Genomic DNA, 12,409 nt, shown 5'->3' with positions numbered 1-12,409 from the left:
GTTGAGTGCCGAGCACGCCGAGAAGCGGAACAGCACACCAAAGGCGTCGGCGACCAGCGCGGCTCGGCCTACGGGGTAGGCGATGAGCGGATCCTCATCCGCACCGACGCCCAATGGGTGCGGATGCAGCTGCTACTGTCTCGCAACAAGAAGGCGGGACGGCCGCCGAGGTGGACGAAACGACAGCTCATCGACGGAATACGGTGGCGGACCCGGGTCGGTTGCCCGTGGCGCGGCATCCCACCCCAAGACGGGTCCTGGCCGGCGAGGTGAGCGTCACCGCGCGGCAGGCGCGGTCGATCCTCGAACGGCTACAGCAGCCCGGCGGAGCTGACGCCAGAGACAGAGCTGTCCGATAGACGTGGCTCACTAGGCTGGCTGGGTGGAGTTCACAACGGATTTCGAGCGTGGTGGGTGGCTACTGGCGCGCGTTGGCAAACACGGGGTCGGCGGCGTCGCTGGTACCGGCTTCGAGGCTTATGCGCGGATCCTGCACCCGGTCGAGGCGACCCGCCGCGACGTCACGGTCACCGACGAGTGGGGCAATCCCGAGCTCGTGGAGGAGGCGATGTGGCCGTGGGGCGAGGTCGCCGTGCGCAACGGCAGAGTGATGCATCCGCTGGTGCAGTGGCGCAACCTCACCGACGGTGAGGACGAAGCGGCGATGTCGTTCGACGACGGCTGGGAGGTCGGCCAGACCGTATCGCCGAGAAATCGGATTTGAGCTGGGACGGCGACACAATCAACCCCGCGCCGAAGGACTGAGATGCCGGAGAGAGCTCGACCGGGCGTGCAACCGAGGTCAACAACGATCTCACGAACAGGGCGGCAGTACTCATGGAGTCGGCGGCCGCACGCCTCGAGACGGCTCAGTATTCCGCGCGAGAAGCAGTGGTCGGACGGCGACCGATGATTGCACCCACGCGGACACCCGCGGTCCACTTGCCGAGCACACGACCTCCGCGCGCCCAGCCAGGGCCAGAACGTGTAGGTGAGCCGGAATATATTGTTGCACATGCGGTTCCCGCATACGTCGGACTGGCATATTGGGTTCCAGATGCGCGGCGTACCCTGCTGGCTGCCCACAGCTGATACTCGTCGAGGAGTGCGAGGCGGAGGTCGTGGCCGGCGATGTCTGCGACCGTCTGGACCCGTCAGAGGCCGAGATCACCGTATGCCAGAACGCATTCGCCGCAATCCGGTCCGCTGGTGTCCCGTTGGTGATGCTCGCAGGTAATCACGATTCACCGGCCCGGCTGGGAGCAGGCGCGGCGTTCACCGCTGTGGGTGGGGCTGCACCTGGTGACCAACGCAGCCCAAATCGACACGCTGGTGCTGTTGTAAGATGAGCACGGTTCAGTTGCGATCTACGGAATTCCGTACCACCTCCGGCCCGATTCGAGATCGCGCTAGTTGCGAGGCAATCGCCTGATGCTCGGATATCTCGGGTTATCGTGGCCTCACCGCGCCTTCTTGGAGGAGGAGCAAGGTGCGAGCACCGGCGGATGTGAGGTCGGGCGGTTTCTTCAGGGCGATGACTTCGAGCTCCCCACAAGCCCCTACCTGCGGCTTTGTGTCGATCTGTGTCGACTCCCTCGGGCTCGGTTGCGGCCGTGGTGGGACTTGCGGGCTTTCCGGTTGTCGACTCCGAAGCTATCACCGGTCTGCTCGGACGCGTGGCTCGACGGTGGGACTGCGTCCATCCGAAGACCGGACGCATGATCATCTGGCTCGTCTGCTACCGGCGCCTGGGCGTCTGCCCAGAACGCCACAGGCATCTGTTCACTGCATTTCTATACCTCGCCGCCGTGCTCATCTGCAGCCGGCGGTCCAACGACTGCGAAATACAGCCGCCGAGCCGGTCAGCGCTTCCCGGTGCAGCCGGTCGAGCGCGACCAACACCGCACGCTCATCCACCGGTAACGCCACCGCGCTGCCTGCGCGGAGCGAATGTCGGGATCAAGGGCTCGGCGATGTGCCACAACGCCTCTGGAACCATACGTCGAGTCAGTGTATCCATTACCGATCGCGCTGTACGGCACCGCCGCTTTCACCCATCCGAGAGGCCGATGAGAGTCGAAAGGCGAGCGTCGATCGAACCAGCGCCCGGCCGACTCCGGGCTTTTCGCAGGGCTGCGGTCGGCGCGATACGCGTCGAGCCGTCGGAACGGGATCTGCCCCCGTCGATTTCCCTCATCCTTCCGAGAAGCCATCCAGCCGAATGAGCAACAACGCAGCCATCGAACCTCGATACTGATCGGGTAGGAGCGTCCGCCTTCGCGATGACCCTACGAGCTGATCTGGTAAGCGATGCACCGAGAATCGACAGGATCCGGCGATGCCCAAGATCAAGAATTTGAATCCGCTTCCGATGGCCGATATCGGTGGCACGGACCTCTTCATTCCCTTCCGAATGCCGAGTGGTGAGACCGGATACGTCCTCGGTGACACGTTTTCCGGGACCGAACCGAGAATGGGCGGCCCGAATTGGCGTTCGCCCATGCTGTTGCGCAGCAATACCCACGATGTGTCCAGGCCGATCGAGTTCCGATCGGCTGCGCGGGGGGCTCGGCAACTCTGGGATTACGTGCACGACAACCCGGAGTACTCCACTATCCTGCCCTGTGACGCGATAACGATCGGCGGCCGAATCTATTTGTGGGTGATGGTCACCCAGGGTCTTGCGAACGAGCGGTGGTGCGAGATCCATTATTCCGACGACAATGGAGAGAGTTGGACCGACACCGGGGTCCGGTGGTCGACCAGCGCGTACGGCGGAAAGCGCACCATGATTTCCTGGGAGCGCGGCGGCGACGGCTATGTCTACATCATCTCCACCGGTGGGCTCGCCCGTAACAAGAATATGCTGCTGTGGCGGGTACGCGAGACTCACGCCGCGCTTACCGACCCGGTGGCCTGGCAGGGATGGGGGTGGAATGGCCGGGACTGGGGCTGGGGTCGGGATCCGGGCGGCGATCCGCGCTTGGGTATCCTGGCCGACGGAACGAAACTCGGTGAAATCGGATTGCGGCGGATCCAGGGGAACTGGGTGATGTCGGGTTTCGACGCCGCGGCTTACGGGGCCTTCGTCAAGGTCGCAGCGCGGATCACCGACAACTGGCGTACGGCCCTGACCTACCGTCCGGTGAAAGGCTCTTTCTGGGCGCCGGGCGGTCTGGATATCGTGCCGCGTCTGTATGGTTGCTATGCTCATCCTGACAGTAGGTTCGACGGTGCATTCTGCATGATCGTGAGCGAATGGGCGGAAACCGGTACGCCCTACCGGGGCATGCAATTTCGAATATACGGAATACGTCCCGCCGCTGCGATCGTCTAGGATATGTTGCGAAGCGCCATTAATTTCATTCCTCGCACGGCCGTTGATCGATGGCGGCGATGAGGTGATCTGGTAATTGTGCCCCGATGAGGCCTCCGGGTCCCCGACGCGGCGGGCGGCGCAGGTGGACCGAAGACCGGCCAACTTCCTGTCCTCGCTCACCTCCAGCATTACGCGGTAGAAGGGCAGGCGTCGGTGAGGGCGTTGCCGTCATCGACGATCACTTCGAGACGAGGGGTGATTTCTTCCCTCCGCTCGGTGCGGATCAGGTACCGCGTGTAGGCCAGCAGACCTCCTTGGTCACCCCGCGCGCGTCCACCGCCTCTCCACCGGGACGCAGCTCGGGGCTCGCTCCACCACGGTCGCCTCGGTTCCCGTCGGTGCAGCAGTGGGCCAGTGCGGGCCCCGCGATGCTCACCCCCCGCCAACTCTCTGGGGCCACCGACTGCGCCGCCCCTGCTCACATATCCGGATCGTTTGCTCCTGCGCGGGGTCGTCGCACTCACCATTGACTCCGTGTGTTTCTTCCTGCGCTGGAACGGTCCAGCACAGGACTACCGCTGTCGGTGTGTCCAGCGCGGTATCGGCGGCGGGTCCACACAGAATTCATCGGTGCAGCCGGGATCGTGTCCACGCTCCTGTGAACACCCTGGACGCGGTAGAAGAGCTCACCCGTGCCGGCTATTGCCAGCATGCGGGACCGGCTCCCGCGACGACGCGCACGAATTCGCCGGTAGCTATGTACGCGCAACAAGTTACGGTGCTGGTTGCGCCAAAAATATTGGACTGCAACAATTCCCGGTAGTATGCCCCAGCATGCCCACACAACGAATGCCAGGCCGTCCTGCAGCAGGCCGAAAGGGACACAACGCGGCACCGCGCGGGGGAGTCACGCGTTGAGCAATACAGATCCGGGTTCGCAGGGGGAATCCCTCATCGCGCACGGGTCCCCGGTATCCGCCGACTCATACGTTCGGCTGGACACCCCCTCGTTCGCGGCCGATCCGCACCGCGCCTACGAAGACATGCGTCGTCACGGCCCGTTGGTGCCGATCGAGCTTTCTCCAGGAGTGCCGGCGACGCTCGTGCTCGGTTACCAGGTGGCCATGCAAATCCTCAACGACGAGTTCCATTTCCCGGCCGACCCACGCGGATGGGAGAAGAACGCCCCCTCGGACTCCCCGATGCTGCCGATGTTGGGCTATCGCCAGAATGCGCTGCGAACCGCAGGTGCGGAACACGAGCGTTACCGGCGCACCATCATCGCAGCGTTGGACACCGTCGACCTGCACAAGGTTCACCGCGCGGTTGCTCGGGCCGCCGATGTACTGATCAACGGCTTCTGTGAACGCGGTACCGCCGACCTGCGAACGGACTACGCATTTCCGTTGACCTTCCAGGTCCTGAGTGAACTGATGGGCTTTCCCGAAGACGCTGCGGCCGCGGCTTACCATGGGATGGCTGCGATGCTGGAGGGAGTGGGCGCTGAAGAGGGGCAGCAGCGTTTCATCCAGGCTCTGATCGGAGTCGTCCAGCAGAAGCAGGCCGAGCCGGGCGACGATCTGACCTCGGAATTGTTGAAGCATCCGGATGGGCTCGATTCCATGGAAATGGTGAATCAGGCCGCGCTCCTGTTCTCTATGGGTACGGAGCCGACCTGCAATCTCATCCTCAATGCGTTGCTGCTGTTGATGACCGACGAGCAATACGAGGGTGAGGTTCTCAGCGGCGCCATGGCCACCCGGGACGCTATCGATGCGGTGCTGTTCGAGGATCCGCCGCTGGCGAACTGGTGCGTGAGTTACCCCAAACAGCCGCAACTCGTCGGCGATACGTGGCTGCCGGCTGATCAACCAGTGGTCATCAGCTTGGCCGCGTGCAACAACGATCCTAGCGTCGTAGGCGGTGACCGCAGGGGCAACCGGTCTCACCTCGCATGGGGAGGCGGCCCGCACAGTTGCCCGGCCCAGCCCCTCGCCCAGACGATCGCCTCGCAGGGCATCGACCTGCTGCTCGACGCCCTGCCGGATATCCGCCCGCTAGTACCTGCGCAGCAACTACCCTGGAGACAGGGGCAGTTCCACCGCGCATTGGCAGCACTACCGGTTCAGTTTCCGGCGTACCCGCCGATGCGTCTCGTCTGATAAAGGTTACGTTGACCGACACCACGCTACTGGTTCTGAATCCCAGCGCCACTGATATCCAAGACGAGCTTGCCCGTATCCGCAGCCGTGGCCCGATCACGGGCATCCTGCTCTCTGGCGGTGTGCTGGCCTGGTCGGCGACCGATGCCGATGTGCTCGAGCTCGAGCACATCGCCTCGGACAATATGCGAAGCAACTTATTGCTGATGAGGCCATCCTGCCGGGTACTTGCCCCTCGACAGTTCCGAAGACAATGGCGTTCGCTCTAGGGAGCTATCACGATACCGGCTGCCAACAAAGACGGCATGCGCCCCGCTCCCTTGATTTCGTCGGCGAGTGGCGTGAGCTACCATGCGTCAGCATCGATGCGTGGCAGGGCATTCCGGACACCGCGCACCGGTCTCGCTTGTTCCGCAAAGAGCTCGGCTACCCTCGGAGTGGCGCGCGTCGTGCGGCGCCCGCCACCGGCAGTGCCTTGGTCACCGCGTCAGAGTGAAACCATCGTAGCCGTCGGCGGCGACCTGGTCGCATTTTTCGCGATATGCTCCGACGCCGCCGATATACGCGTACATCGCCCTCGGCTTGCCGGGCACATTCGATCCCATGTACCAGGAGTCCGTCTTCGGATAGAGCGTCATATCGCCGACTTCGTCGACGTGCCGAGTCCATTCCTGCTCTGCGGCGCTCTCGGCCTCCATGGTCGTGACGCCCTTGGACCGCATCACATCGATTGCATCCGCTACCCAGTCGACGTGCTGCTCGATGGACACCAGCATGTTCGACAGGACCGACGGGCTACCCGGGCCCGTGATCGTGAAGAGGTTCGGAAAGCCCGCCATGGCGAGACCGAGGTAGGTTACGGGCCCGTCGGCCCACTTCTCCCGCAGCGTCACACCATCCCGACCGCGAATGTCGACCGCGTCCAGCGCACCGGTCATCGCGTCGTATCCGGTGGCGTAGATGATGTCGTCGAACTCGAAACTCTCCTGCGTCGTCGCAAGTCCGGACTCGGTGACCTCGGTGAGCGGAGTCGCGCGAACGTCAACGAGCCTGACATTGGGACGATTGAAGGTTTCGTAATAATCCGTCCCCAGGCACGGGCGTTTGGTGCCGAAGGGGTAGCCGGTGGGCTGAAGTAACTGGGCTACAGCCGGATCCGTCACGATCTCGGCGATCCGGTCGCGGACGAACTGGGCGGCGGTCTCGTTGGCGGCTTCGTCGGCGAGTATGTCCGTGAATCCGGTCAGCATGCTGACCAGTTCGCTGTCCTTGTCTTCCCATACCCTGCGATAGAAGGCATTTCGCTCGTCTTCGCTCACCTCGAATGCCCCCCTGGTGGCCTCGGGTTGCGCGATGCCGAACGACGATTCCCGGTTGGCCTTGCGCACATCGCGGTAACGAGACTTGATCCCGCGTTGGAATTCGGGATCGATCGCGTGATTGCGAGCCGGAAGAACATAGTTCGCGGTCCGCTGGAACACGGTGAGCTTCTCGGCCGTTTCGGCGACGAGCGGAATAACCTGCACCCCAGAGGAACCGGTGCCGATCACCGCGACCCGTCGGCCGGTGAAGTCCACGTCCTGCTCGGGCCAGTTGCCGGTGTGGAAGCTGCGACCTCGGAACGTCTCGATGCCCGGAATTTCCACCATCTTCGACACCGACAGACAGCCTGTCGCCATGATCGTGAATCGCGCCGAGAGGATATCGCCCTGATCGGTCGTGATCCGCCACCGCGCGGCGGACTCGTCGTAGACTGCAGCGGTGACCCGGGTCCGCAACTGCACGTCCTTACGCAGATCGAAACGATCCGCGACGTGGTTGATGTAGCGAAGCAACTCTGGCTGCGGCGGGTACTTCTCCGTCCACTCCCACTCCTGCTCGAGTTCCGGGGCGAAGGAGTAGTTATAGTACACGCTCTTCACATCGACGCGTGCGCCCGGATAACGGTTCCAGTACCATGTGCCGCCGAGTCCGCCGCCCGATTCGTACACCTGCACCGAGAGTCCGAGTTCGCGCAACTTATGCAGCATGTAGAGGCCGGCGAATCCGGCTCCGACGACGACTGCGTCGATCTCGCGAGCCTCCTTCCCGGTCGAGAATACGGAATGCTCCGAGGTCGTTGTCATCGTGAGACCTGCCTTTCGGTGAGTCGCCGTGAAAGGGACACAGCGGTTCGGTTCGACTACGTGGCGAGTCGACAGTTACCTGGTCGAGGGAAGAGCTGGGCGTGATGTGGTGGTCGGACGTTGTAGACGATTACGCCACAGAAATTCTTGCCCCCTCGCTCATATCGCTGCAGCTCGGTTGATGTCACGAGCTCATCGGTGCGCGGACAAGACTCGCCGAGCTTCGGTCTTCCAGACCGGTGCTGGTTGCAGATTAGTGGAAACTCCTTGCACGCGTTGCATTTCCGCGCAACGCTCCTTGAAGCCGATTGCCGAACATCACAAACGCGAGCAGGTCGATTGCATGTCGTTGCAGGATGGACCTGCCGATGCCGTCACCACGACTGCCTCTGCACAACAGGCGCACCCGCCAATCGCATCGAGACCTCGGCCAATATGGACCGGATTCCACTTCGCCGGATGAACTCTCGCAGCTCAGCGCGCGCAGCCTCTCTCGCGGCTCCGCTCAATCATATACTGCGGCTGGTGTTTCGGGCGTCGGCTCCGAGGCAGGTGCGGGGCTCGTGCGCAGCAGGGCGACGGTCAGCACGGCGCCTGTCGCGGCCAGTGCGGCGGCGACCGCGAATGCGAGGTTCAGTCCGGTCCGGTAGGCGTCGGCTGCTGTGGATTGCCGGGCCACCACCTCGGCGAGCAGCAGGATGGCCGTGACTCCGATGCCGGACCCAACGCGCTGTGCGGTGTTGACGATGCCCGCCGCGATCCCGGTGTCGGCCTTGTCGACGGAGGTGACCGCGGGGACTGTGACGCCGACGAATGCGGCTGGCAGGCCGATGCCGAGCAGTACCGCACCGGGCAGCACGTCGATCAGGTAGTTGCTGTGTTCGGGCAGACGAGCGAACCAGGCCATGGCCACCGCCTGTAGCCCGAGGCCCGCAGCCAGCACCCGCCAGGCACCGAGGCGATCCAGCGCATACGGGATCAGCGTGCGGGAGACGACGATGTTCACCACGGCTACCGGCAGCACCGCGAGGCCGGACTCGGTCGGACTGTAGTGCTGGGTGTTCTGTAGGTACAACGCCAGCAGGGCGAAGGTGGGCACGTGCGCCGCGCCGACCATCGCATTGACCGCGGCGGATCCACTCACTTGGCGAATGACGAACAGCCGCAACGGCATCAGTGGATTTGCGCTGTGGGCCTCGAGGGCCAGGAAGCCTGTGAGCAGCGCGAGCCCGGTCGCCAGCAGGCCCCACGCGAGGGTGCGAGTCGTCTCGTCGCCGAGCGCGCCGATGGCGTATCCGATGATCAACAGTGCCGCGGTGCCGGTGATCGCACCTGGCACGTCGAGCCGGCGCACGGCCCGGACGGACAGTGCCGGATCCGGCGGGAGCACGCGGACGAAGGTGAGCGCCAGCACGCCCACGGGCAGGTTGATCAGGAAGATCGATGGCCAGCCGAACAGATCGGTGAGCGGTCCGCCGACCGCGGTGCCGATGGCTGCGCCCGCCGCCCCCATCGCACTCCACACTCCGAAGGCGCGATTTCGAACAGCAGGGTCGGTGAAGGTCGTGGTGAGCAGGGCCAGCTGAGCGGGGATGATCACGGCCGCACCGAGACCCTGCAATGCCCGCGCTGCGATGAGGACCGCAGGGGTCGGCGCGAATCCGGCCAGCGCGGAGGCCACCGTGAACACAGTGAGTCCGCCCGCGAACACCCGGCGTGGCCCGAGTAGATCGGCGGCGCGCCCGCCGAGCAGCATGAACCCACCGAAGGCGAGTAGGTAGGCGTTGGTCACCCAACCCAGTCCCGCTTCGTCGAGCCCGAGGTCGGCGCCGATGCTGGGCAGCGCCACATTCAGCACGGTCGTGTCCAGGAAGACCACCAGTTCGACCATCGTGATCAACAGCAGGATCAGCCGGTCCCTCGCCCCGTGTGCACCTCGGCTCGGCATGAGTACAACCTTTCGCTAGAGCATTACTACAGTTAGATTCCACTAGAGCTGCACTCTAGTCAAGTAGTATGCGAGGCATGACAGGCAAAAACACCGGTGTGCGGGCGGCCAAGACGATGGCCAACCGAGCCAAGATGCTGGCAGCGGCACGGGAACTGTTCACCACCCGCGGCTACACCTCGACCACGATGAAAGCCATCGCCGAACAGGCGGGCATGGCTGTGCAGACGCTGTACTTCACCTTCGCTACCAAGCGGGCGATCCTGTCCGAACTCCTCGACGTCGAGATCGCCGGCGACACCGAACCGGTCGCCACCATGGACCGTCCCTGGTTCGCAGCGGCGCTGGCGGCCGCGCCCGCCGAGCAGATCCGGCTGCAAGTCGAGGCCGCGGCAACGATTTACGGCCGCGCCAGCCCGCTGCTCGAGGTGATCCGGTCGGCCGCGGCGACCGACCCCGAACTCGCCGAACTCTGGGAAACCAACATCGCCCAGCGTCACCTGGTCCAACTCCGCCTTGCCGAGGCCCTCACTGCCAAGACGCCACTGCGCGGGGGCCTCACCGCCACCCGCGCCGCCGACATCGCGCTCGCCACACTGGCCCCCGAGACCTACCGGCTACTCGTCCACGACCGCGGCTGGACCGATACCGAATGGGCATCCTGGGCCACCGACGCACTTACCCTGCAATTACTCCCATCAGGACGATCGCACGGAGACCCCAGGGAAACGCCCGAGCCGGAGGAAGCTCGATGAGCGTGCTCATCTTGGGCGGATACGGAGCCGTCGGAGCTCACGTGGTGAGATTGCTACGCGCGCAAGGAATCCCGACGCTCGCGGCTGGGCGTGACCCTGCCCGGGTAGACCGAGTGGTCGACGTCACCACAATGGACAGCGTTGGATTCGCGCTGGCCGGGGTGTCAACAGTGGTGAACTGCGCGGGCGCCGAAAACGTCCGGCTCGCCGAGGAGTGCGCCCACCGCGGGATCGTATTCATAGAGATCTCGGCGACCTCCGACTACGTGCGGGCCTTGGAGCACGTCGACGGGCCGGTGGTACTCGGGGTCGGATTGGCGCCCGGACTGACCACGCTGCTCGCCGTCGACGCGCTCTCGAACGACCCCGGCCCGGTCGACATCATGATCGGGCTCGGTTCCGGCGAACACCACGGCCCCGCCGCCACTGCCTGGACCTACCGGCTGCTGGGACAGCACTTCACCGACCCCGACGGCACCACCATCCGCAACTTCACCGAACCCGCGCACTTCACAATTCCCGAACAAGCCGGATACAAACCGTTTCCCGCGCTGCGCGCCGACTTCGCCGACCAACACCGGCTCACCCGCGAATACGCGGTCCCCGTCCGCACCTATCTGAGATTGGACTCCCGTCTTGCCACCACCGGATTGGCCGCTCTCACCTGGGCACCCGCGCTACGTGCGCTGGCTCCACAACGAATGCCCGGCAGCGACAGATGGATCGTCCTTGCCCGACCCGCCAATGGACCGACACGGTGGGCCACCGGCCGCAGACAATCCCTGGCTACGGCCGCGGTCGCCGCCACCACAGTTCGGGAGGTAGCACGCCACCCGATCACCGCGCCGACATGGATCCACGAACTACTCGAGATCGGCACGCTGCGGGACGACTTGGCAGCGGCGGGGATCAGGCTCTGACGTCCGGAATCCCGAGGTTCGTCATGCGAGTGCGAGCATTGCGGACGACAGTGATCGGAGAAATTGTCAAAATTTGTAGATGGTGTAGCTCATGAGGGCAGGTTGGTGCCTTGGATGACTGGGCGGCGGAGAGCGGGGTCGTTCGTTTCGGGTTCGAGGTGGTGCATGCCCGTTCCTTGAAGCGTGACGAGTGCTGTGTGGACGGGATAGAGTGCCTCGACAGGGCGCCCGTACACCAGGATCTGTGTCAGTTCCAGGTCAATCGGTGCCGGCGTGTCCCGGATGCGGTGGAATCGGGCATGGAGACGGACGGGGCCGTGGACGCACCGCGCCACGACGACTGCTGCGGCGTCGTCGCAGGAGTGGATGCGGTAGATCTGGAGCTGGGCGTCCAGAGGCGCTGCGGGTCTCGGGTTTGTCATCACGCCGCCCGTTCGTGACGTTCGCCTGTCGGGCCGCTGCACCGTGCCTGCGAGACGATGTCAGAGCCGACCGATGAAGTTGGGCAATCAGATCGGTCTCCCCTTATGAGTGCGCAGATCCTGTCTTGAAGCAAACCGAGGAGCCGAACAGTGGATAACAAGCAGCATGTGCAGACGATCATGGACGCCTTGGTCCGCGCGGACCGCAAGCCTCTATTCGATGCCATGGCGGACGAGGTTACGTGGCGATGGATGGGCACGAGCCAGTGGTCGAAGTCCTTCGAGGGGAAACAAGCGGTTCTTGGCGAGCTTTTCGGCGGAGTCGACGAGAGCCTCTCCGACTCCTACAGCGTGCAAGTGCACAAGATTCTTGCTGATGGCGACCACGTGGTGGTCGAGCACACAGGAAGCAACGCGACACCTGATGGCCGCCAATACAATAACAACTACTGCTGGATCTTTGCCTTCAAAGATGGCCTCATCACGGAGATCCGCGAGTACATGGATACGCAACTCGTCACCGAGACCTTCGAGCACGATCCTTCGTAGCGTCTGCCAAAGATCGTCGTCACGCGGAATGCACGGCGTTCTTGGGGCCGTTTACCGCCGTCGGTCGTTGCCGATCCCGCGGTCATGACCCGAGGCATGCCGGCTGCTCGAATACCGGACCGAACTAGATGCCTCGGTGCTTGCGGTGGCTGAGCGGTGCCGCGTGGATTCCCGTCGCCGCCCTCGACCATCGGCATTTCCGCGCCGT

The 12,409-nt window shown here is 64.1% G+C and carries 10 protein-coding genes; 8 read left to right on the top strand and 2 right to left on the bottom strand.

Features of this window, described 5'->3' with window-relative positions; all coding sequences use genetic code 11:
- Nucleotides 1–90 precede the first annotated feature (90 nt).
- The 5 genes from B0T44_RS18985 to B0T44_RS18965 all read left to right on the top strand — a co-directional run bounded on the left by B0T44_RS18985 (nt 91) and on the right by B0T44_RS18965 (nt 5,750).
- A complete protein-coding gene (locus B0T44_RS18985) occupies nt 91–273 on the top strand; it encodes a transposase (RefSeq protein ID WP_367947007.1) in 183 nt (60 codons plus the stop codon).
- Nucleotides 274–382: 109 nt separating this feature from the next.
- Nucleotides 383–724: a hypothetical protein gene (locus B0T44_RS18980; RefSeq protein ID WP_077121190.1), complete on the top strand. Its 342-nt coding sequence runs from the start codon at nt 383–385 to the stop codon at nt 722–724.
- Nucleotides 725–2,338: 1,614 nt separating this feature from the next.
- Nucleotides 2,339–3,337, top strand: coding sequence for a DUF4185 domain-containing protein (locus tag B0T44_RS18975; RefSeq protein WP_081512318.1), 999 nt, complete (start codon nt 2,339–2,341; stop codon nt 3,335–3,337).
- An 896-nt stretch (nt 3,338–4,233) separates the two neighbouring features.
- Nucleotides 4,234–5,481, top strand: a complete 1,248-nt coding sequence (locus B0T44_RS18970) for a cytochrome P450 family protein (RefSeq protein ID WP_077121188.1) — start codon at nt 4,234–4,236, stop codon at nt 5,479–5,481.
- A gap of 11 nt (nt 5,482–5,492) precedes the next feature.
- Complete coding sequence (locus tag B0T44_RS18965) at nt 5,493–5,750, top strand: hypothetical protein (protein WP_077121185.1); 258 nt, start codon at nt 5,493–5,495, stop codon at nt 5,748–5,750.
- Between the two features lie 210 nt (nt 5,751–5,960).
- Here the strand turns inward: B0T44_RS18965 and B0T44_RS18960 are convergent, their stop codons facing one another.
- Nucleotides 5,961–7,607, bottom strand: coding sequence for a flavin-containing monooxygenase (locus B0T44_RS18960; RefSeq protein WP_077121183.1), 1,647 nt, complete (start codon nt 7,605–7,607; stop codon nt 5,961–5,963).
- Between the two features lie 505 nt (nt 7,608–8,112).
- Nucleotides 8,113–9,555, bottom strand: coding sequence for an MFS transporter (locus tag B0T44_RS18955; RefSeq protein WP_077121179.1), 1,443 nt, complete (start codon nt 9,553–9,555; stop codon nt 8,113–8,115).
- Nucleotides 9,556–9,632: 77 nt separating this feature from the next.
- On the opposite strand from B0T44_RS18955, the gene B0T44_RS18950 reads away from it, so the two are divergent.
- From B0T44_RS18950 to B0T44_RS18935, 3 genes are all read left to right on the top strand, one after another.
- Entirely contained in the window at nt 9,633–10,310 is a 678-nt protein-coding gene (locus B0T44_RS18950; protein ID WP_077121219.1) for a TetR/AcrR family transcriptional regulator, read from the top strand.
- Entirely contained in the window at nt 10,307–11,230 is a 924-nt protein-coding gene (locus B0T44_RS18945) for an NAD-dependent epimerase/dehydratase family protein (protein WP_077121176.1), read from the top strand. Before B0T44_RS18950 ends, B0T44_RS18945 begins: the two co-directional genes overlap by 4 nt.
- A gap of 572 nt (nt 11,231–11,802) precedes the next feature.
- A complete protein-coding gene (locus B0T44_RS18935) occupies nt 11,803–12,201 on the top strand; it encodes a nuclear transport factor 2 family protein (RefSeq protein ID WP_081512316.1) in 399 nt (132 codons plus the stop codon).
- Nucleotides 12,202–12,409 lie beyond the last annotated feature (208 nt).

The organism is Nocardia donostiensis (genome assembly GCF_002081715.1).
GTDB lineage: Bacteria > Actinomycetota > Actinomycetes > Mycobacteriales > Mycobacteriaceae > Nocardia > Nocardia donostiensis.
The sequence above is the reverse complement of the archived record's forward strand: the minus strand, read 5'-3'. Positions and strand labels throughout refer to the sequence as shown.